At 67.9% G+C, this 22,632-nt stretch carries 12 protein-coding genes; 8 read left to right on the forward strand and 4 right to left on the reverse strand.

What is annotated here, in order from left to right; translation table 11 throughout:
* Position 1 precedes the first annotated feature (1 nt).
* The 4 genes from E1H18_RS01410 to E1H18_RS01425 all read left to right on the forward strand — a co-directional run bounded on the left by E1H18_RS01410 (position 2) and on the right by E1H18_RS01425 (position 2,376).
* Complete coding sequence (locus tag E1H18_RS01410; protein WP_172262968.1) at positions 2-811, forward strand: hypothetical protein; 810 nt, start codon at positions 2-4, stop codon at positions 809-811.
* A 76-nt stretch (positions 812-887) separates the two neighbouring features.
* Positions 888-1,445: a hypothetical protein gene (locus E1H18_RS26345; protein ID WP_194247826.1), complete on the forward strand. Its 558-nt coding sequence runs from the start codon at positions 888-890 to the stop codon at positions 1,443-1,445.
* Between the two features lie 15 nt (positions 1,446-1,460).
* On the forward strand, positions 1,461-1,979 hold the full coding sequence (locus tag E1H18_RS01420; RefSeq protein ID WP_172262970.1) for a hypothetical protein: 519 nt from the start codon (positions 1,461-1,463) through the stop codon (positions 1,977-1,979).
* 13 nt (positions 1,980-1,992) lie between these two features.
* The gene (locus tag E1H18_RS01425; protein WP_172262972.1) at positions 1,993-2,376 is read left to right on the forward strand and encodes a hypothetical protein; all 384 of its coding nucleotides are present in this window, start codon (positions 1,993-1,995) and stop codon (positions 2,374-2,376) included.
* A 151-nt stretch (positions 2,377-2,527) separates the two neighbouring features.
* On the opposite strand, the gene E1H18_RS27160 is transcribed toward E1H18_RS01425, so the two are convergent.
* On the reverse strand, positions 2,528-11,674 hold the full coding sequence (locus tag E1H18_RS27160) for a Calx-beta domain-containing protein (protein ID WP_172262974.1): 9,147 nt from the start codon (positions 11,672-11,674) through the stop codon (positions 2,528-2,530).
* Positions 11,675-11,847: 173 nt separating this feature from the next.
* Positions 11,848-13,566, reverse strand: coding sequence for an alpha/beta fold hydrolase (locus E1H18_RS01435; protein WP_172262977.1), 1,719 nt, complete (start codon positions 13,564-13,566; stop codon positions 11,848-11,850).
* 171 nt (positions 13,567-13,737) lie between these two features.
* Between E1H18_RS01435 and E1H18_RS01440 the strand changes: the two genes are divergently transcribed.
* The 3 genes from E1H18_RS01440 (at position 13,738) to E1H18_RS01450 (ending at position 17,335) form a co-directional block, all read left to right on the forward strand.
* Positions 13,738-14,844: a helix-turn-helix transcriptional regulator gene (locus E1H18_RS01440; RefSeq protein ID WP_172262979.1), complete on the forward strand. Its 1,107-nt coding sequence runs from the start codon at positions 13,738-13,740 to the stop codon at positions 14,842-14,844.
* Between the two features lie 140 nt (positions 14,845-14,984).
* Positions 14,985-16,301, forward strand: coding sequence for an O-acetylhomoserine aminocarboxypropyltransferase/cysteine synthase family protein (locus tag E1H18_RS01445; protein WP_172262981.1), 1,317 nt, complete (start codon positions 14,985-14,987; stop codon positions 16,299-16,301).
* Positions 16,301-17,335: an isopenicillin N synthase family oxygenase gene (locus tag E1H18_RS01450; protein WP_172262983.1), complete on the forward strand. Its 1,035-nt coding sequence runs from the start codon at positions 16,301-16,303 to the stop codon at positions 17,333-17,335. The genes E1H18_RS01445 and E1H18_RS01450 overlap by 1 nt, the downstream gene beginning before the upstream one ends.
* Before the next feature lie 2 nt (positions 17,336-17,337).
* Here the strand turns inward: E1H18_RS01450 and E1H18_RS01455 are convergent, their stop codons facing one another.
* Both E1H18_RS01455 and E1H18_RS01460 read right to left on the reverse strand, forming a co-directional pair.
* Positions 17,338-18,102 (reverse strand): phosphatase PAP2 family protein, encoded by a 765-nt coding sequence (locus tag E1H18_RS01455; protein WP_172262985.1) that lies wholly within the window; start codon positions 18,100-18,102, stop codon positions 17,338-17,340.
* 4 nt (positions 18,103-18,106) lie between these two features.
* The gene (locus tag E1H18_RS01460) at positions 18,107-20,305 is read right to left on the reverse strand and encodes a TonB-dependent receptor (protein ID WP_370526387.1); all 2,199 of its coding nucleotides are present in this window, start codon (positions 20,303-20,305) and stop codon (positions 18,107-18,109) included.
* 335 nt (positions 20,306-20,640) lie between these two features.
* Here E1H18_RS01460 and E1H18_RS01465 point away from each other — a divergent pair, with 335 nt between their 5' ends.
* Complete coding sequence (locus E1H18_RS01465) at positions 20,641-22,626, forward strand: TonB-dependent receptor (protein ID WP_172262987.1); 1,986 nt, start codon at positions 20,641-20,643, stop codon at positions 22,624-22,626.
* Positions 22,627-22,632 lie beyond the last annotated feature (6 nt).

Here is a 22,632-nt window from a genome sequence, read left to right on the forward strand (position 1 = left end):
CATGGACAAGCTCCTCAACCAGGCCTCGCTGCCCCTCATTTCCGGCGCCCTGTTCCTGACCCTGCTGGGCATTCGGGAGGCCTCGGCCTGGGCGACGCGGCGCTGGGCGCCCGGGCGAGGCGTAGACCACCCCGGCTATGTCCTGTCGGGCGTTCTTGGCCTGCTGTCGCTGCTGATCGCCTTCACCTTCGGCCTGGCGCTGGATCGCTATGAGGCCCGCTACAACCTGCTGGTGGCCGAGGCCGCCGCGCTGAACACCGCCGACATGCGCGTGCGCCTGCTGGACCAGCCCGCCTCGGGTCAGCTGGTTCAACTGGTGCGGCGCTACGCCGAAACGCGCGTGCTCTACGGCAATGCGGATTCCGTCGACAAGCCGCCGTTCGAAGAGGCCTCCCAGACGCTGCGTCGACAGATCCAGCGCGAGACCCTGATCGCCGTCCGCAACGTCCGCGACCGTCCGTTCGCCCCGCTGGTCATCCAGTCGATCAACGACGCCCTGGCGGTCGGCGTCTCGCGCGAAGCCGCTCACAATGCGCCCCTGCCCACGACGATCATCGTCGTACTGATCCTCTATGCGTCCGTGGTCGCCGCCGTACTGGGCTACACCCTTCCGTCGGGCCGTCACCAGCACAGGATCGTTTCGGGCCTGTTGTTCCTGCTGCTGACGCTGGCCCTGACCCTGATCCTGGATCTGGACCGCGCGCGCAGCGGCACGATCCAGATCGACCAGGGGCCGATGGAGCGGTTGGTCGAACGTCTCGAAGCCGCGCCGGCGCCGCCCACCAACGCCCGCATCGGCGTGTCGCCCTGACCTGAACTCCACCGCTTGTAGCAAGCGTCACACCCTGCAACTATGCTGCAATCCCTTGCTCGCATGGAGGTTCGTGATGTCGAAGACCTTGAGAAGTCTGGTGTCAGCGGCGGCGGGGATCGCCGTCCTCTCCACCTCGATGGCGGCCGTGGCCGAGCCCCGCGACCTGATCGGCGCCCGCGCCGGCCAGGGCGAGAACAGCCTGCGCAATCGCGGCTACGCGCTCGATCACACCGATGGCGGCGTCCAGTACTGGTGGAACGCCCGCGACCGCGAGTGCATCAACCTGTTCATCGACAACGGTCGCTACGACACGATCGACCGCCGCCCCGACTCCGAGTGCAACTCCGGTCGCGGCAAGAAGGACAACAGCGGCGCGATCGTCGCCGGCGCCCTGGCGATCGGTATCCTGGCCGCGGCCGCCGCCTCGTCCAAGAAGCACGACGACGATCGGGACCGTGACAGGGACCGGGATCGGGATCGCGACCGGGATAGGGATCGCGATCGCCGCAACGACCCGCCCTATTCTCCGACCAGCGGCGTCTGGTGCTACCCCTCACAACGCGCCTGCTATGAGGGCAGCCGAGGCTATTCGGCGTCCTGGACGTCCCGCGAATTCCGTTATCGCTACTAGGCCCGGAGCGAGACCATGCAACGCCTCAAGACGCTTTCGTTCTCCCTGGTCGCAGTCGCGCTTGTCGCCGGTTGCAGCCCCAAGCCCGCCGCCAAGACCGACGCGCCGCCCACGACCGGCAAGGAGGCCGCCCGCCAGGAAGCCGGCAAGCTGGTCACCGAGCTGATGTCGCCGACCTTCACCGCCGAACAGCAGGGCCGCATCCTCAACATGGGCTACTTCATGGCCGCCTCGTCGCTATGCTCCGACCTCGAGGTCGACGCGGCGAAGATGGGGCGCGCGGTCGAGGCCGTGCTGGCGCTGGATCCCGCCGGGGAGACGCCGGCCGAGAAGCAGCACAAGCACGACGCGGTGATCATGTTCCTGGGCATGAGCTCCGGCGCGATGATCGGCTCGCACATCGAGGACAAGGCCGTGTTCTGCGAGGACGCCGCCAAGGTGAAGGGCGGAGCGCCCGACACACACCTGTTCACGGCTGGCCCGCCGTCGGCGCCCTCGACTGCGCCGGTGCCGGAAGAAGCCGCCAAACCCTGATCCGGATCGGTCGATGCGCGTCCCCCAAACGCTAGGCGGCCTGCTGATCGCTTGTCTGGCGATCGTGGTGCCGCCAGCACGGGCCCAGGCGCCCGTGCCGCCGCCGCCGGCCTGGTCGCCGAACCTGGACTGCGCCGCCCGCGTCTATGCGGTCGACACCTTGATCTGCGAGGACCCCGGCCTTCTCGAAGGCGCTCGCCAGGTTGAGGCGGCGTATCGGCGCGCCACCGCGCTGTCGCCGGACAGCCTGGATGCGTTGCAAGTTGATCAGCTGGAGTGGTCGAAGCAGCGCAACATGTGCGTCTTCGAACGCGGCGCTCGCGGATGCGTCAAACGCCTGCAGGCGCGCCGAGCCAAGGCCCTCGCGGCGTCTCCCAAGGCGACTACCGGGCGCTGACCCGCCGCGAAGCCGCCCTGCTCGGACCTTGCGATCAGACGGGCCGGGACGGCTTCCGGCGCAGCCGCGGTCGCTCGGAACGGTCTCGAAGTCAGCGGGCGCTGAAAAATGCTGCTGGCGTCGCCTTTCGCTCCGCCAGCAGCCAGTGCGCCTAGTGGAGATCCGCTGTCATCAAGCTGGACGAGGCCGCGCCCATCAGGTCGATGTTGTAGGTGGGCGTCCCGGTAAACATGTCGCCGAGATAATCGACGGTGGCGTCGTAGTATTTGCCGACGCTGAACTCGACCCCGACGTACATGACGAAGCCGACCATCGCCGCCTTGGCCCCGACGTCGTCCTTTCCGACAGCCATGAAGTAGTCCTTCTGGCTGACCAGGTACTGGATGGCCGCGTCGACATTGACGCCGTCGGCCTGGGCGGCGCTGCGCCCGATGATCGACTCGTAAGCCTTGGCGACAGCCGCCTCGAAGCTGAGCCCGCCGTAGTCCTTGGCAAACGTGTCATGCCCCTCGCCGAAGCGCCCCAGGTTCACCGCGAAGTTGATGAAGCGGTTACCCACGTTGAACAGCACGAAGGCGGGATCGGTCAGGTCGTTGGGGTTGTCGGGACTGTCGATCAGCCAGGTCAGACCCAGCTTGCTCGGCGTCTTGCCCGTGAAGAACTGGTAGGCCTGCAGAGCCACCATGGAGGTGTCCTCGGCGTACTCGACGATCGCCGCCTGCACCTGGGCCTGGGTCACCGTGCCGGCGTTGTAGCCTTCCAGAAGCTTGGTGAGCGCCTGGTTCTCCAGATAGACCGGGTTGGGAACCACCTTGCCGTCCGGCAGGGTGATGGTCGGCGCCTGCGCCTTGTCGTTGCTCACGCCGGTTAGGGCGCCGAACGCGACCTTGATGGCCTCGACCGTCGGCTTGGGCGGCGGCTCCTGCCCGCCTCCCCCATTGCCGCCGCCGTTGCCGCCGCCCCCGCTCGACGGCGGCGGCGTGGTGTCGTCGTTGAGGATCACGCCCTGGGCCGTCGCGTAGGTCAGTCCGCCGATCGACGGGCTGGCCAGGGTCACCGTGAAGGTCTCATCGGCCTCGACCACCGCGTCGCCCGCCACCGAGACCTGGATCGTCGCGCTGGTCGCGCCGGCGTCGAAGCTGACAACACCGCTGGGCAAGGCGCCGTTGACGAAGTCCGCGGCGTTGGCCGTACCGCCGCCGACCGACCACGCAACCGTGCTAGCCGCGGAGACGTCGCCGCCGCGCATGACGACGTACTCGTAGACCGTGGTCCCTGCGCCTTCCTGCTTCTGGATGACGGTCGCGGCGGCGAAGCCCACTGTGGTCACCGGCGCGGTGTCGTCGTTGATGATCGCCCCGATGGCCGCGCCCAGGCCGATCGTCGCCCCGACCGCGCCGCTCAGCGACAGCTTGAAGCTCTCGGTCGGCTCAAAGGTCGTGTCGCCCGAGACCTGGAGGGTGATCGTCTTGCTGGTCTCGCCCGCTCCGAAAGTCAGAGCGCCACTCGGCAAGGTCCCGCCGAAGTCGGCCGCATCGACATCGCCAGACACCGCCCAGTTCACGGTGCTGACGCCGGTGGTCGAGCCGGTCCGAGCGACCGTGTAGACGTAGGCGACCGTTCCGCTGTCGCCCTCGGAATGGCTGACCACGCTGGTGGTGAAGGCCACTTCCGGCACTGGCGGCGCGTCGTCGTTGACGATCGTGGCCTGCACCGATCCGGCGATAACCGGAACATTGGTGGTCGGCGTGATGCTGAACCTGAAGCCCTCGGTCTGCTCGTAGTCCCCGTCGCCCTTGACCCGGATGGTGACCAGCTTCTCGGTCTCGCCGGCGGCGAAGGACACCTGGCCCGTCAGGGCCTGGCCCGTCAGGGCCTGGCCCGCGGCGAAGTCGGCGGCGTTGGCCGCAACCGACGCCCCCTCGAACACCTGGCCCGTCACAGACCAATCCACATCGAGCGCGCCCGAGCTGCCGGTGCGGTAGATCTTGAACGTGTAGCTCGCTTCCGTGCCGCCATGACCTTCGTCATGGGCAGTCACGGCTGCGCCTACGCCCACGGACTGAGCGACCGTCGCCGAAGGGCCGACATCGGCGCTGACGGTCGGCGGGGCCGTGCCCGAAGCGCCTGCGCCCGAGGCCAGGAAGCCCGCGTCGCCGGTCAGCAGGTAGTCGCGAACCGCCGCCGCCTTCAGCGCAGGGTCGGTGATGCCGGCAGCCGTGGCCGCGGCCTCGGCCGCGGCGACCAGATCGGCCGGGAAGTCGCCGACCGTCGCCTGGGCCGGCGGGAAGGCCAGGTCGGTGAACGTCGCCGTCGTCTGGCCCGCAGCATAGTCCAGCAGCGACGCTGGCTGCGTCACGCGCCAGGCGTTGACATAGGTCCCGTAGAAGTCGGCGAACGACACCGGCTGCGTCATCGGCGTGCCGTTGGGCAGGGCCAGGTCGTTGCCGGCATTGCCGTCGAAATTGCCGAGCAGGCCCTGGAACTGGCCGGCGCGGCTGGGGTCGGTGGCGAACGAGACGTCCAGGCGATCGCCCAGGTCCAGCACGATCACCGCGGCCTTGGTCTCGCCGGAGTACGAGATCAGCCAGCCTTCCGTGCCGTTCTGCGAATAGCGGCTGATCGAGCCCCCGCCCGCACCGCCGACCGCGACGGTCGTCTGGCCCGTCGGGAAGGTCAGCGCCACGCCGTCGACCCAAACCGCGTCGGTCCGTGTCCCGTCGACCGTGACCCGCGCCGCGCCGACCTTGGTGGCCATGGCCGTGATCTCGGACGCGAAGGCGTTGACCGCCGCCGTGCGGACCTGGACATCGACCGCCGGACCGGTGGTGCTCTTGACCAGGGTGAACTCGCCGACGCCCTGCATCTCGTATTGCAGGCCATCCAGCGTCACCAGGTGGGGATCGCCGAAGTTGATCCCTCGCGCCCAGCTGGACGGGATGTTGGTGGCGTTGTCGTCATTGAGGACCCGGCCGGTGGCCTGCTGGCGGATGAACTGCACCGCGCCGACGTCGGGCTGGCTGAGGGTGACGGTGAAGGTCTCAACCTCTTCGATCGCCGCATCGCCGATGACCGGCACGCGGACCGTCGCCGTGGCCTGGCCAGCCGCGAACGAAACCGAGCCCTTCAGAACCCCGCCCACCATGCCGGAGATGTCGGCGTCGGTGACGCCGTTCGTCTCGCCGGGCGCGATGACATAGGGCAGCACCAGGGCCGAGGTCGTAGCGTCGCGCGTGACGGTGAAGTCGAAATAGGTGACGCCGGAATTGCCCTCGTTCGCGCTGACCGTCGCCGGGCCAATCGAGACGCCGGGCGCCAGGGACACCACGCCGTCCGCGAACCTCAGGGTCTCGACGCCGCTCAGCGTGTCCAGGCCGTCGTCGCCGTCGCCGGTGTTGATGTCCTTGACCGTGTAACCGCCGCCGGCCGTGGCGGTGACCAGATAGCCCGCCCGGTTTCCGAGATAGAGCGCGGTGTCGACGCCCTTGCCGCCGATCATCGTGTCGTCGCCTAGCCCGCCGATCAGGGTGTCGTCACCGTCGCCGCCGATCAGGACGTCGTTGCCGGCCAGCCCGTAGAGTTCGTTGTTGGCGCCGTCACCGATCAGCGTGTCGTTCAGCGCCGCGCCGGTGACGTTCTCGATGTTGCGCACATCGCCGCCGCCACCGAAGCCGTCGTCGATGATCTTCTCGCTGGACAGGTCGATCGTGACGCCGTTGCGGGCGCCTTCGCGAACAAAGTCCGTGCGGGCCGTATTCACCCCGGTGAAGCGCACCGAGTCCATGCGCAGCGAGTCGATGCCCGCGCCGCCGTCCAGGCTGGCCGCGGCCCCGTGCAGAACGATGGTGTCGTCGCCGCCCCGGGCGTCGATGATGTCGCCTGTTCCGCCGGTCAGCAGGTTCCCCGCCGCATCGCCGTAGAACGTGTCGGCGAAGACCGTGCCTGCGCCCAGGGACTCGATGCTGGTCATGGTCTCGGCGTTGCCGAACCCGTCGTTGGCGATCTGGCCCGTGGCGAGGTCGGCGATCGCGCCCTGGGTGGCGAGGACGTTGGCGAAGGACAGACGATCGAACCCCTCGCCGCCGTCGTAGGAATCAACGCCGGCGTCCGTCCCCAGAAGGTCGTCGCCGCCCATGCCGAACAGATGGTCGTCGCCCGCCCCGCCAAACAGCCAGTTGACGCCCTCATGCCCCTTCAGCGTGTCGTTGCCGGCATTGCCGTTGACGACGATGCGCACGTTCGCGCCCGCCGAGGGATAGAGCGCCGCGGCGTCGAGGGTGTCGGCCAGGATCGTGCCATTGACCGTCGCAACGCCGTTCGTGACGGCGCTGACCGAGGTCGACATCTGCACGTTCAGGAACCGGCTCTGGTTGAACGGTTCGGGGAAGAACTGCAGGGTCTCCACGCCGGTCAGGGTGTCGGTTCCCAGGCCCGCGGCTGAGCCAAGGCCCTGCACGGTGACCGTCCCGTCCGACGCGGTCGTGATCTTGAAGACCCGTTCGACGGTGTCGCCGTCCACCCGCTCCACGAAGGTCGCCGCCGCGTCCGCGCCGCTGCCGGCTACGGCGCGATAGCTGCCGGGCGCGCCCGTCGGCAGGTTGAAGATCGCGATGTCGGCTCCGGCGCCGCCGCTGATCGTGTCGTTGCCCGCGCCGCCGGTCAGTCGGTCGTCGCCGCCGCCCCCGTTCAGCGTGTCGTCGCCGTCATCGCCCCAGAACGACTCGTTGGCCGCGCCGCCGTTGATGGTGTCATTGCCGGCTCCGCCGCGCGCCGACCGCATCCAGGTCGCATCGTACCCGTTGAATAGCGCGTCAGCGTCGAGAACGTCGCCGCCGACCGAGCCTTCGATCCAGACCTGCTTGGTGTTGTTGGCGGTCGAGGTGAACAGCGCCGGAGCCAGGCGCAGTTGGGCGAACTGGCTGCTGGAGCTGTTGTTCAGCACGTAGAAGTGCAGCTGCTCGACGTTGGTGACGGTGTCCAGGCCATCCCCGGCCATCAGGTTCAGCCCCTGGACCTTGTAGGCCGCGCCGTCCTGCGTGACCTTGTAGACCTGGGTGACAGTTGCGCCGTCGACCAGCTCGATGAACCAGGCGCCGGCGTCGCCGCCCGTCCCGGCCACGGCGCGCAGCGTGCCGACCGTGCCGGCCGGCAGACGGAAGCCGGCGATGTCGGCGCCCGCGCCGCCGTCCAGCGTATCGTTGCCGGCCTCGCCATTCAGATAGTCGTCGCCGCCACCGCCGTTCAGGGTATCGGCCCCGGCGCCGCCGTCGATGGTTTCCTTCAGGTCCGAGCCGTTGACCGTGTCGTCACCCTCGCCGCCGTTGACGTAGCGGTTCCAGGTCGCGTCCTTGTCCTGGTGATAGTCGGCGGCGTTGATGGTGTCGCCGAACATCGAGCCGAAGACGCTGGCGCTCTTGTTGTCGCCGTTGACGTAGGTGCTGGCCGTCGGGGCGATGTTGAAGTTCATGCCCAGGTCGACGCCGTTCTGGCGGACATAGAGATGCAGCGTCTCGATGCTGCTCAGCGTGTCGGTCCCGGCGCCGGCCGCCTGGCCCAGGCCGGTGACCTCGAAGGCCCCGGACGGCAGCTTCTTGACGCTGAACAGCCGCTCCGTCGCAGTCCCGTCGCTGATCTCGACGAACCACAGACCAGCGTCGCTTCCGGTCCCCTGGACCATTCGGAACGTCCCCGGCGTGTCGTCTGCGGCGAAGTAGCCGACCGTGTCGTTCCCCGCCCCGCCATTCAGCGCGTCGTCGCCGCCGCCGCCGCGCAGGTAGTCGTCGCCATCGTTGCCGTTGAGAATGTCGTCGCCGGCGTCGCCGTCCAGAGTGTCGCGATAGGCTGAGCCGTGCAGCGTATCGTTACCGGCGCCGCCGCTGATGTAGCGGTTCCAAGTCCCGTCCTTGCCCGGATGAGCGACATCCATGGTGATGGTGTCGTCGTAGATCGAGCCGATGACGTTAGCGTACTTCTGGGCCTCGTTGCTGGACACCACCAGACGCAGGTTGACCGAGAACGACTGCAGCACGCCGCCTTGCGTGACGTTGACGCGCATGTGCTCGACGCTGGAAAGCGTATCGGTCCCATGCGATGCCGCCGGGCCCAGACCCGTGATCTGCGCGTCTCCCGATGGTAGCTTGACGATACGGAACAGCGCGGTGCTGCTGGACTGGTCGACGATATTGACGAACCAGTCGCCCGCATCGACGCCGGTTCCTCGAACGAGCCGCAATTGACCGGGCGTATTGTCCGCCAGGCTATAGCTGGCGGTGTCTTCTCCAAGCCCGCCGTTCAGAGCGTCATCGCCCTGCCAGCCATTCAGATTGTCGTTGCCATTGCCGCCGTTCAGCGTGTCGTTGCCCGCGTCGCCAAAGAGGTAGTCGTTCCCTTCGCCCCCATTGAGCGTGTCGACGCCCGGCGTTCCGTACACCTGATCGTTGCCCGCCCCGGCCGTAACGCGAGAGGTCCAGGCCGAGAAATCCTTGCCCGCATGCAACTCGGTCACCCGGATCACATCGTCGCCCGGACCGCCGTTGACGCCGGCGATCTTGTTGGGCTCGTCGGCCCAGGGCGCCGGGCCCAGATAGATCGAAGTCCCGTCGCTGGGACGGCCCACGATGTAGAAGCGGATCTCCTCGATGGAGCTCAAGGTGTCGGTTCCATAGGTCGCCGCATAGGCGCCCAGGGCCTTCACGGTGATGTTGGTCTCGCCATAGGTGACCTGGAACAGCGTCTCGGTGACGCCGCCATCGACCCGCTGGATCAGGGTCTCGTTGGCGTTGGCGCCCGCCACCGCCTGCAGCTTGCCCGTGACGGTGATCTCATAGGCCGCGACATCACCGCCCGCGCCCCCGTTGAGAGCGTCGTCGCCCGCGCCGCCATTCAGAGTGTCGGAACCCTCGTTGCCATAGATCGTGTCATTCCCGGCGTCGCCGTTCAGGGTGTCGCCAAACGCGCTGCCGTAGATGCTGTCGTCGCCGCCCCTGCCGTTCACGAAGCGATCCCAGGAGATGTCCTTGTCCTGGTGGACGACGTTCAGGTCGATGACGTCTCCGAACTCCGAACCGTCGACGCCGACATCGTGATTGGGCTCATAGACCCAGGGCGTCGGGCCCAGCTTGAACTCCAGCGACTGGTCGGGATTGAACGGGGTGTTGAAGACCTGGAATTGCAGCCGCTCGACATTGGTCAGCGTGTCCGTGCCCAGGTTGGCGGCGATGCCCAGACCCGTCACCAAGGTCGGCGCGCTCACGCCCCCCGGAACCACCTTGAAGACCCGCTGGACGTCGGCGCCGTTGACGATCTCGATGAACCAGGCGGCGGCGTCGGCGCCCGCGCCCTGCACCGAGCGGAACGTGCCCGGCGTGCCGGTCGGCAGGCCGAACGAGGCCGTGTCGGTCCCGGCTCCGCCGTAGATCGCGTCATTGCCGCCGCCGCCCATCAGGTAGTCGTCGCCGGCGTCGCCGAACAACGAGTCGGCGCCGTCGTTGCCGAAGAGGGAGTCCGCTCCCTGCCCGCCCCGTAGCGTGTCAGCGCTGCCCATGCCGTGGATCTGGTCGTCGCCGCCGCCGCCGTTGACCGTGAAGGTCCAGACGTTGGTGTCCTTGCCGCTGTGGAAATCGGTCAAGTGGATGATGTCGTTGGCGTCGCCGCTGGAGACGCCCCCCTGCTTGTTGGCAGTGTCCGCCCAAGGGCTTGGACCAAAGAACAGTGAGACGCCGTCGCTGGGCCGACCCAAGACGAAGAACCGCAGCTCCTCGATGTTGGTCACGGTGTCCACGCCCTTGTCGGCCTGGGCGCCCAGACCAGTCACCGTCACGCTGGACTGGCCGATGGTGATGCGGAACAGCTGATCGGCGGTCGAGGCGTCGAAGCGCTCGACGATCTTCTCGCTGGCGTTCGCGCCGTCCACGATCCGCAGCTTGCCGACCATGTCGGCCGGCAGCTCCCACGACGCCGCGTCACCGCCAGCGCCGCCATCGAGGGTGTCGTCGCCCGCGCCGCCCTTCAGCTCGTCATGACCGCCACCGCCATTCAGGACGTCGTCGCCGGCGTCGCCGAACAGATGCTCGTTGAACCCCGTCCCCGTGACCGTGTCGGCGCCAGCGCCGGCGTTGACGAAACGCTCCCAGCTGGCGTCCTTGCCCTGGTGGTAGTTGGCCAGGTCGATGACATCGGCGCCGTCCGTGCCATCCACCCCGATGTTGTGGTTCGGCTCATAGACCCAGGCGTTGGGCGCGATCCTCACGTTTAACGACTGGGCGGGGTTGAAGGGGGTGTTGAAGACCTGGAACTGCAGTTCCTCGACATTGGTCACGGTGTCCGTACCGAGGTTTGCCGCCATGCCCAGGCCGGTGACCGTCGCCGAGCCTGGCTGACCGCCCGGCGTGACCTTGAATACCGCCACGCCGGTTCCGTTGTTGACCAGCTCGATGATCGTGCTGCCCGCGTCAGGGCCTGTTCCCGCCACCGCGCGGAAGGTCCCGGCCGTCCCGGTGGGCAGGCCGAAGGCGGCCGTGTCGCGATCCTGGCCGCCGTCGATCGTGTCGTCGCCTTCGCCCCCCATCAGATAGTCGTCGCCCGACCCGCCGTTCAGCGTGTCGGCCCCGCCGGCGCCGAACAGGCTGTCGTTGCCCGGACCGCCGTGCATCGTGTCGGCGCTGGCCATGCCGTGGACGGTGTCGGCGCCGCTGACGGCGAAGACCGTGAAGGTCCAGCTAGCGTCCTTGTCGCCGTGGAAGTCGAACAGGTTGATCGTGTCGTCGCCGCCGCTGCCATTGACGCCGCCAGCCTTGGTGGTCGGGTTCCCCCACGGCGTCGGGCCGAAGTTGACCGAAACGCTGTAGCGAACGGAGACCACCCCGTTCTCGTCGCGCTGGGGCACGAAGAACCGCAGCGCTTCGATGCTGGTGAGGGTGTCGGTCCCCTGACCGCTCTGTGAATTGAGCCCCGTGACGGTGACGCCCGCCTGACCGGTAGTGATGCGGAACAGCGCCTCGGTGGTCGAGCCTTCGAAACGCTCGACGATCATCTCGTTGGCGCTGGCGCCGTTGACGATCCGGAGCTTGTCGATCACGTCGTCCGGCAATTCCCAGGCGGCCGTATCGCCACCCGCGCCGCCATGGATGGCGTCGTCGCCCGCGCCGCCGTGCAGCACGTCATGGCCATCACCGCCGTTCAGCGTATCGGCGCCGCCGGCGCCGAACAGCAGATCGTTGCCGCCGCCGCCGTTCAGGGTGTCGCTCTCCTCGCCACCCGTCAGGACGTTGTCGTTCGCGTCGCCGTCGAAATTCGCCATGTCGCTTGCCCGATCCACTGTCGGCGCGCGACAGCTGCCCGCCGCCCGCGCCAGTCCCCCATAGGTCGCCGCGAACACCCGCGGCGGCCGGAGACTAGGCGTCGGCGACGCGAGCCCGCGTCTTCACAATTGTAGAGACGGTGGAGAGAGACGCGAAAAAGGGACGACCTTTTTCAGGCGTTCGCGCCCTCGGGCGCAGGGCGCTTCAGGGCTTCGACGAGCAGATGCGGGTGGCTGTACGAGATGAACCGGCCGGCGTCGGGGATCATGTCGAACCGGGCTTCAGGCAGGACCGATCGCCAGTAGTGGAGCGTTTCGGTCGCGTCGTGCATGAAATCGGTCGCGCCGATCAGGAACGTCAGCTTCTGCGAGTTGGGCTGCAGCGCCGGCTTGCCCGAGGTCGCCTGGATCACCTGTTCGCGGACCAGGCCATCGATGCGTCCTTCGCGAAACGGGATCAGCTTGCGATAGAAGTCCATCATCAGGGCCGGGTCATCCATGGCTGTCTTGTCGGCCGGACTGGCCGAGGTCCATTCGCGCATGATCCCGGCGATGCGCTGATAGCTCGCCAAGGCGGTGATGACGCGAAACACCGACGCCACGGCCCAAGGACGCCTCGCGAACTGACGCTTGAGGTTGGGGATCATGCCGACGGCCTTCTGGCCTGAGGCGGAATCCGGCTCCGGCGCGTCGACGATGACCTTCTCGATCAGGTCGGGACACGCGCGCAGCAGGGCGAGCACGACGTGCACCGGCCCGTGGGCGATGACCGCGACCTGGGGCCATCGCATCTGTTCGCAAAGCGCCCCGACGTCATCCGCGCAGCGTTGGAGATAGGCGTCCCCCTGACAGTCGGAGGGGGCGGGGTCGGTGTCGCCATAGCCGGGACGATCCGGCGAAATCGGCCGATAGCCCCGATCCTGCAGCGCGGCGACCAGGGCACGGTCGACGCCCCGGCAGTTCATGGTGTTGTGCAGGATGATGACCGGACGTCCGCCCGCGGGGCCATAGTCGCTGGCGACGATCTTGCGGCCACGCCCGTCCTCGACGACGAGGGTGCGGCTGAAGGGCGGCGGATAGGGCTCGGGAGTCGGAATTTCGCCGGCGACGACGGCTAGGCCGCGCAGGTCCGCGAACAGACGCGCCAGCCCGATGGCGCTCGAGACGCCGGTCGCGGCAAACACCGCCGCCAGTTGCTTCTTCGCCAGCGCCTCCGAGATCCCCAGGGCCAGCGCCGCCTCCTTGCGACTGGCGCCGTCGGCGATCAGGCCGGCGAGCCGCCGCTGGGTCACCGACAACGAAAACAGCTCGCCCACCCCGTGGTCGCTTTCACCGCTGGCGTCGAGACCCAGGGACCCGACGCCGGCCCAGGTGATCAGGCGCGGAAGATTGGGCGCCCAAATGGCCGCCCTGGCCTGCGCCAGATACTCACGAGCGGTGTTGAAACTGACCTTCGCCGCCTTGGCCGCGGCCTTCACGTCACTCTGTTCGTAAAGGGCGATCACGGTCCGGATGACCGCCGGCGACAGCCCAAACGCTTCTCCGAACCGCTCCAGGCGGATCCGCACCCCGGCCGGCGCGAGCCGACAGATGGCGACCCCCGATTGCGGTCGCACCAGCCGTGCGGGCGGCGAAAGCCAGCCCTTCGCGTGGTCGAGCGGCGCCACCGCTACCACGGTGACCGCCCCATCGTGCTCCTCTACGGGGACGACTTCGTACGATGTCGCTCGCGGGTTGCTCCAGCCGATGTCGATCAGGTTCAGGCGTGTCGCCAGACTGTAGCCCGCGACAAAGCCGTGAGGGTCGTCGAGGATCGCCCCGTCCCGCCCGACGATCCCGACCTCGACCAGGGGAACGCCAGGTTCGACGGGCGGACGGAGTGACGGCGCCAAGGTCTAGAGCCTGTTCCTGATTGCGACCCGCACATCACGTCCAGGCAGCTGCGACCTGTGCCGCCTCGCCCCTGGCTGTCAACGCCGCTCTCCCTACAAATGGGGATGCCCTTCTGCGCCGCCCCACTAAATTCTCTTCGAGATGGCATATCGAGATCCCTGGGGGCGATCGTGCTGAGAAGTGACGATCATTGGCTTGAGATCAGCGACCTCTTTGGCGCAGCGGCCTTGAGCGGAGACTGGGCCGAGGCGTTGAATGGGCTCGCCGACGGATGCGGCGGCGCGCATGGCCAGTTGATAGGCGTCGGCCCCTCGCCTTCGATCCAGTTCAACCTCTCCCCCCGGCTGGCGGCGGACGATCTGGATGAGTTCGTCGCGATCGGCGGCGCGGATCCTGTCACCAACCCTCGCGTGCGGATGGGTCTGCGCCTGCCCGTGCTCGAAGCCTGGCACGAGGTCGACTGCCTCGATGCGGCCGAGGCCAGCCCAGCCTACGGCGACTTCTGCCGTCGCCACGACATTCCCTACGGCAGCCAGGTGAACCTGGCGCACGATGCTTCGGGCCTGGTGGGGCTGGCGGTGCTGCGAACCAGAGTTCAGGGCGCGCCGGAAGCGGCCGACCGCCGGGCCTTCGAAGCCCTGGCGCCGCATGTCCGCGCGGCCGTCAAGCTGCAGCAGGCGCTGGAAGGCCGGGGCGCTCAACTGCTGGCCGGCGCGATGGAGGGGCTGGGACGCATCGCTTTCGTCTGCGACCGTCATGGCCTGGTCCAGGCCATGACGCCGTCCGCCGAGCAGGCCCTGCACACCGGTCCCCTGAAACTCCGGCGCGGCCGGCTGGGCGTAGCCAACCCCGCCGCCTCCCATCGGCTTGAAGTCGCGATCGACCGAGCCAGCCAAGGCGCGACGTCGCCTGGCCAGGGACCGACCGTAACCCTGGCGACGCCAGGCGATGGGATCGGCGCGCCAACGATCATCGACGTCGTCGCCCTTCCCGCGGCTCCTTACGCCCTGGGCTTCGAGCCTCGCGTTCTCGTCGTGGTTCAAGGCGCCGGGCGCAGCCAGTCGGAGATCGAGCAACTGCTGCAGTCCGCCTATGGCCTGACCGCGGCCGAAGCCCACGTCGCCGCCTGCCTGGGAAATGGCGACAGCCCGGAAGGCATCGCGATGGCGCGGCAGGTCTCCGCCGGCACGATCAGGACGCAGCTCCGATCCATCTACCAAAAGCTGGACGTCAACCGGCAACTGGAGCTCGCCGCACGCCTCGCCGCGTTCCGCTAGGAACGTCAGGCGCGCCCACTCACAAGGCCCGGGACGATCAGGATTTCTCTTCGACGAAGAAGATTATTGCGCGCGCAGCCGGCGCGACGCGGGCGCTAGGCTGCAACCTCCAGACGCTGAAAAGCCTAGAGGAGACGCCGATGTCCGATCGCAAGCTGCATCCCGAGACCCTGGCCCTGCACGCCGGTTGGCGCGCCGATCCAGCGACGGGCGCGGTCGCTCCCCCGATCTATCAGACCACGTCGTACCAGTTCCAAAGCACCGAGCACGCCTCGGACCTGTTCGCGCTGCGCCAGCTGGGCAACATCTACACGCGCATCGGTAACCCGACGATCGACATCCTGGAGCAGCGCCTGGCCGCCCTGGAGGGCGGCGCGGCGGCCCTGGCGGTGGCCTCAGGCCAGGCGGCTTCGGCCTTCGCCCTGCAGAACCTGGCGCGGACCGGCGACAACGTCGTCAGCTCGACCGACCTCTATGGCGGCACCTGGAACCTCTTCGCCAACACCTTGCGTGACCAAGGGATCGAGGTCCGTTTCGTCGATCCCGAAGACCCCGAAGCCTTCGCCCGCGCGACCGACGATCGCACCCGCGCCTACTACGCCGAGACCCTGCCCAATCCCAAGCTGACGGTCTTTCCGATCGCCGAGGTCGCTGCGATCGGCCGCCGGCTGGGCGTGCCGCTGATCGTCGACAACACCGCCGCGCCCTTGCTGGCGCGACCGTTCGACCACGGCGCGGCCATCGTCGTCTATTCGACCACCAAGTACATCGGCGGCCACGGCACCTCGATCGGCGGCGTAATCATCGACGGCGGCAATTTCGACTGGGCCGCGCATCCGCAGCGTCAGCCGCTGTTGAACACCCCTGACCCCAGCTATCACGGCGCGGTCTGGAGTGAGGCGGCCAAGCCGTTGGGCCCGATCGCCTACATCCTGCGCGCCCGCACGGTGCTGCTGCGCGACCTGGGCGCGGCGCTGTCGCCATTCAACGCCTTCCAGATCCTGCAAGGTCTTGAGACCCTGCCGCTGCGGATCGCTCGCCATTCTCAGAACGCCCAGGCCGTGGCCGACTTCCTGGCCCAGCGCCCCGAGGTCGTGCGAGTCATCCATCCGTCGGCGCAGGACGGCCTGCGCCGGGAGCGGGCCGATCGTTATCTCTCGGGCGGATACGGCGGCCCGGTCGGCTTCGAACTGGCCGGCGGCCGCGAGGCCGGGCGCGCCTTCATCGACAGCCTGGCGCTGTTCTATCACGTGGCTAATATCGGCGATGCGCGCAGCCTGGCCATCCATCCGGCCTCGACCACCCACTCTCAGCTCAGCGCCGAGGACCAGAAGGCCACGGGCGTCTCCGACGGCTATGTGCGACTGTCGGTGGGCCTGGAGCATATCGACGACATCCTGGCCGATCTCGACCAGGCGTTGGCCGCATCCGGCGGTCTGCGGGCGGCGGCCGAATAGTGAGCCTTGCGGACGCCTGCGCCCGGCTGCCGACCCTGGATTTCTCGCAATTCCGGGGACCGCCGCCTGTGCGCCAGGCGTTCCTCGCCGCGCTGCGCGAGGTCCTGCACGACCACGGCTTCTTCTATGTCACGGGCCATGGCGTCGATCCTGGACTGATCGCAGAGGTCACCGCCACGGCCAAACGGTTCTTCGCCCTGCCCTCGGCCGAGAAGCTGAAGATCGAAATGATCAGGTCGCCGCACTTTCGCGGTTACACCCCCGCGGGCCAGGAGCGCACGCGCGGGCAGCCCGACTGGCGCGAGCAACTCGACATCAACACCGAAGGTCTAGCGGTCCAGATGACCCCGGACATGCCGGCGTGGCGACGCCTGCAGGGACCCAACCAGTGGCCGGACGCCCTTCCCGAATTCAGGCCTCTGCTTCTGGCCTACCAGGCGGAGGTCACGCGCCTGGGCGTGGCCTTGCTGGAGGCGATCGCCGTCGCCCTCGAGCAGCCGCCGACCGCTTTCGCCGACATCTTCGCGCCCAGCCCGTCGCAGCTTCTCAAGATCATTCGCTATCCCGGCCGCGAGACGGCCGCCAGCGACCAGGGCGTCGGCGCGCATCGGGACGGCGGGTTCGTGACCATGCTGCTGCAGGACGAGGTCGCCGGCCTGCGCGTACAGGGTCGTGACGGCGCCTGGATCGCCGCGCCGCCCTCCCCTGGGACCTTCGTGATCAACGCCGGCGAGTTGCTGGAGCTGGCCACCGATGGCTTCGTTCGCGCCGCCATCCACGACGTCGTCGCCCCACCCGCCGGCGTCGAGCGGTTTTCGATCGCCTTCTTCCTGGGCTCACGTCCGGACGCGACGATCCCGGTCATCCCCTTGCCGGATGCGCTGAAGGCCAGCCAGCGCGGCCTTTCGGTCGATCCCCTGAACCCGATCTTCCGCGAGGTCGGGCGCAACCAGCTCAAGAGCCGGCTACGCTCGCACCCCGATGTCGCCCGCGCGCACTATGCGGACCTGCTGGCGGGCGCCGACTGGGCCTAGCCCTAGGATCCGCCGCGGACCTTGGCCAGCTCGGCGCGCGCTATGGCGAGATCCCGCTGAAACGCCGGATCCGCCGACAGGCTGGCGAACACCGCCCCGCCCAGCACACGCCCGGCCTCCACGTCGCTACGGAAGTGGACGCCGCACACCGCGCGGCTGTCGCCATAGTCCAGGCCGCGCTTGAGCACCGCCTCGCGGCGATCCGGCGCGAGGCTGGCCAGAACCAGAGCCCAGGTCCATCCCGTGGCCGAATGGCCGGACGGATAGGAGCTGCTCTTGGCCAGCCACGGCTCGGGCGCGATGCAGATCGGGGCCGGGGTCTCGACGAAGGGCCGCGGCCGGAAGGTGGTCGTCTTCAGCTCGTGCTGAGCCAGCTGAATCTCGCCCAACACCTTTCCCAGCAGCAGGGTCAGGGTCGGCGCCGTCTTGGGATCGACACGGACCTGAAGCGCGTCGGCGAACGCCTTGAAGGGCGCTTCGGGGGTCTCGATCTCGTTGTCGGCCGCCGCCTGGCTCCAGCGCGGCGAGCCCTGCAAGGCGCGTGAGGCGACGAAAGCCTCCTGATCGGCCTTGCCTTGGCTCGAACTCGGCAGGGGCGGCGGCGGGATGAACGCCGCCGCGTTCAGGGCCGCGCTCTTGGCGCCGTAGCCGCCCGGATGATCCTCGAAGCCGCGCCAGAACTCCTCCTGCGCGCAAGCGCCGCCGGCAAGGCTGGCGACGCACAGGGCGCCGCCGATCAGGATCGCGATCCCTTTTGCCTGCCTCATGGGTCTAGATCTCCAGGTTGATGCGCACGCCGATCGTCCGCGGCTGGTGCGGCGAGGTCGTGCGGCGCGACGAGCTGTTGAAGCCGTTTCGGGTCTCTTCGTAGTACTCATTGAAGAGATTGCGCACCCACAGACCTACCCGCCAGTTGGCGTCACGAGGTCCAGCCGAGAGATTGGCGTTGGCCACCCAATAGCCCGGAATGACCGAGGTGGTCGTCACCGAATAGAGGCTGCTGCGGTAGGCGTAGTTGGTCTCGGCCCGCACCGCCCAATCGCCCAGCTCGGTATCGTAGGACAGCGAGCCACCGTAGGACCAGGTCGGGAAGCCCAGACGCTGGTTGGACAGGTCGTTGGCGATGATCCGCGTCCAGGGACCGTTGACTGGATTGGCCGCATCGGTCGCCGTGCCGTCGATGGCGAAGTACTCGTCGTACTCGCCCTTCTTGTAGCTGCCGAACTGGGTCAGCTGCACGCCGTGGCCCAGCACGAGCGCCAACTCGGCCTCGGCGCCGTAGATGTGCGACTTGGGCGCGTTGGTGATCTTGCCCAGGCGCCCGGTGATGGTGTCGTACTCCAGCCCTTGCACCTGCTGGTCGCGATAGTCGTAGTAGAAGGCCGCGGCGTTCAGGCGGACCCGGCGCTCGAACAGTTCCGAACGCACGCCAGCCTCGTAGGCCCAGACGATCTCGGGCCTGAACGGCGTGGCCGAGGTGGTGTTGTAGGTGGTGAAGCCGCCCGACTTCACCCCGCGCGAGACGTTGGCGTAGGTCAGGACATCCGGCGCCAGCTTGTACTCGGCGCCGAAGCGGCCGGAGACTTCCGACAGGCCGGTCTTGTAGGTCTGCAGCGCCGGAACGGTCTGCCCCGCCTGGGTCGTACCCGAACTCTTCAGCGTGCGATCCTCGTCCTCGTAGCGCAGGCCGCCGATCAGGCTGAAGCGATCCGTCAGCGCGTACTTGAAGTTGGAGAACAGGCCGAACGCCTCGACGTCCTGCTGGTAGGCGGTGTTGACCAGATTCGCGACCGACCGGAACTGCGTATAGAAGCCGCCGTCATTGGCCTCGTCGGCATAGTGCGCGCCGACCAGCCAGGTGAACGGCCCGTCGCCCTTCGAGGTCAGGCGCAGCTCCTGCGAGAAGACGTCGATGTCGTTGTAGAAGTAGACGTCGGACTCGTAATAGCGGGTCGAGTCCCAGTCGTTGTACTCCTTGCGGCTGAAGCTCTGACGCGCGGTCAGCGAGGTCAGGTCGGCGAAGCCGAGATCCACCGTGAACCGGGCGTTGAGGTCGACACCCTCGTTGTTGCGGAACGGCTTGGCGTCCGTGCCGACGCCGGCGACGGCGGCCAGCACCGGCGAGATCCGCCAGCCCGTGATGCGCCAGGCCGTATCGGCCGGATAGGTCGGACCGCCGACCGCGGCATAGGGCGTCAGCAGGCGAAAGCCCAGGCCATCGGACTTGTCGCGGGTATAGGTCGCCGCCAGGTCCAGAGTGGTCTTCTCGGACACGTCCCAGGTCAGGCGGCCGCGGACGGCGGTGCGATTGGCGTCACCCAGCTTTTCGCCCGTGTCGCGATTGTACTGCCAGGCCCCGCCCTGCTCCGTCGTCGCCGCCAGACGCGCCCGCACGGTGTCCGAAAGCGGCCCCGACACGAACCCTTCCAGCTGATAGCGGTCATAGGAGCCGTACTCGGCGCTGGCCCCGGCATGGAGCTCGCGCGTCGGCGCGCGGGTGATGATGTTGACCGCCCCGCCGGTGGTGTTGCGGCCATAGAGCGTGCCCTGGGGGCCGCGCAGCACCTCGATCCGCTCGACGTCGAACAGGCTGCCCTGCGTCGTCACGGTGTAGGGGTGGGAAACCTCGTCGACATAGACGCCGACGGTCGAGGCGTTGTTGCTGGAGTATTCGCGCGCGCCGATCCCGCGGATGCGGAATTGCGGCTGGCCGCCGCCGAACTGGCTGTCGACCTCCAGGTTGGGGATCGCCGTCTCCAGGTCGTTCACGATGTTGATGTTCTTTTCCTGCAGCTGCGTCCCGCTGACGACGCTGAGCGCCAGGCCAACGGTGTTGGCCGCCTCGGCCCGCCGCTGGGCCGTGACCACAACCTGGTCCAGGGCGTTGGCCTGCTCTTCGGCCATGGCCCCGCCGGCCGCCCAAACCAGCGCCAAAGAAGACACCGCGGCGAATTTACCTGATCTGCGCACCGAAACCCCCAGTCTCTAACTATGAAATGATCCATGCGGCCACCTGCGCGCTCCCGGCCGAACCGAGATCGTCACAAAACCGTCACGCTAAATTCCTACTTAAATTGTAGAGTTATGCGGTTTCAGAAATTCTGGTCTCGGCATTGGCGAGGCTGCAGAGCCCGAGGCCATGCCGGTCGAGGTCCGCTGAACCCCCGCCAAAAGCGCCTCATGACCCGATAAGGCGCTAACGATAACGGTTACCGTAACCGTTCTTAACGGCGCGCCCGCGTTCGAACCGGCCGATGAAGACCTGGGGAACGACGATGAAACCACGCCTGACACGAACCCGCGCCATGGCCCTTCTGCTTGTGGCCCTGGCGCCGGCGACGGCGCTGGGCGCGGAAACCGAACCCGGCCCCGAAGTCGAGGCCGTCACCGTGTTCGGACGCGGCGAGAACAAGATCGGCGTCGCCCTGGCGGCCAGCGAAGGCTCGATCGGCGGCGGCGACCTTCTGGTCCGACCGCTGCTGCGGGTGGCCGAACTGCTGGAGGCCGTGCCAGGCATGGTCGCGGCCCAGCACTCGGGCAGCGGCAAGGCCAACCAGTATTTCCTTCGTGGCTTCAACCTGGATCACGGCTCGGACTTCACGACCTATGTCGACGGCGTGCAGATGAACCTGCGCACCCACGGGCACGGCCACGGCTATCTCGATGTCAACGGCCTGATCCCAGAGATCGTCGAGCGCGAGGACTTCCGCAAAGGCCCCTACCGCGCCGACGGCGGCGACTTCGCCCTGGCCGGCGCGGCCTACATGACCACCCTGAGCGACATTCCCCGCCCGTGGATTTCGGCCGAGGTCGGATCGTATGGCGCGCGCCGCCTGGCCGCCGGCGGCGCCCTTGATGTCGGCGAGGGCCGGTTGAGCCTGGTGGGACAGCTGAAGACCTATGACGGCCCGTGGCGCGAGCCCGAAAAGCTGCGGCACGCCTCGGCCTTCGCCAAGTACGAGCAGAAGACCGCCCTCGGCGACCTGGCGATCTCGGCCCACGCCTATCGCGGGACCTGGCGGCCTACCGAACAGATCCCCGAGCGGATCATCGGTTCGGCGCTCTGCCCCGACGCCTTCTGTTCGCCGGACCCGAGCGCGCGGGGCGAGACGACCCGCCTCATCCTCAACGCCCAGCTTCAGGGTGAGCAATGGCGCGGCAACGCCTACGCCCAGTTCTACGACTGGACGATGTCGTCGAACCCGACCTACGCCAATGCCGACGGCTCCAGCGCCCAGATCACCCAGTTCGACCGACGCTGGGTCTTCGGCGGCCGCGCCCAGCGCGACTGGCGGCTCAGCGACACATTCACCGCCACCGTGGGTGGCGAGGCCCGCTACGACACGATCGGCAATGTCGGCGTCAACCACACCGACGCCGGAAGGTTCGTGGCCTCGCTGGGCGCCTATGAAGTCAATGAGGGCTCGGCGGCCCTTCACGGCGAGGCGACCTGGACACCGATCGCTCCGCTGCGCCTGACCGGCGGCCTGCGCGGCGATTACTACGCCTTCGATGTGAAGGCCCAGGACGCGGCCGCCCGCCTGTTGGGCCAGGGCAAGGACCACGACGCCATCCTCTCGCCCAAGGTCGGCGCGGCCTATCGCGTGGGCCAGGACCTGGAGCTCTACGCCAACTGGGGACGCGGCTTCCATTCCAACGACGTTCGCGGCGTGGTCAATGTCGACACCCCGGTGCCGACACTGGTGCGCGGCACGGGCTCGGAAGTCGGGGCTCGTCTGCGCCTGGGCGAAGCGACCCTGACCGCCACGCTCTGGAAGCTGCATGTCGACAGCGAGTTGCGGTTCGTCGGCGACTCCAACGCGGTCGAGCCGTCGGAAGCCAGCAAGCGACACGGTTATGAGCTGGTCGGCTTCTGGCGCCCCCTGCCCTGGCTGGCGATCGACGGCAGCTGGACGGCCAGCCACGCCCGCTACGTCAACGGCGACTACATTCCCAACGCCTTCGAGAACGCCGGCCAACTGGGCGTCTCGGCTGTGCTCGATCGTTGGGAAGCCAGCATTCGCTGGCGACACCTAGGCCCCTCCCCCCTCATCGAGGACAATTCGGTCCGCGACTCCGGCAGCAACGTCGTCAACCTGCGCGGCGCGTTCAAGGCCCGCGGACATCAGGTCTATGCGGAGGTTCTGAACGTCCTCAACAGCCGCGACAAGGACATCACCTATCTCTACGAGTCCTACATTCCCGCCTTCGATGCCGCCCCCGTAGAAGGACGGCTCAGCCGCGTCGTCGAGCCTCGAACCGTCCGGGTTGGTGTTCGATACAGCTTCTGAAATTCG

The sequence above is a fragment of the Caulobacter sp. RHG1 genome (assembly GCF_013181195.1).
Lineage (GTDB): Bacteria > Pseudomonadota > Alphaproteobacteria > Caulobacterales > Caulobacteraceae > Caulobacter.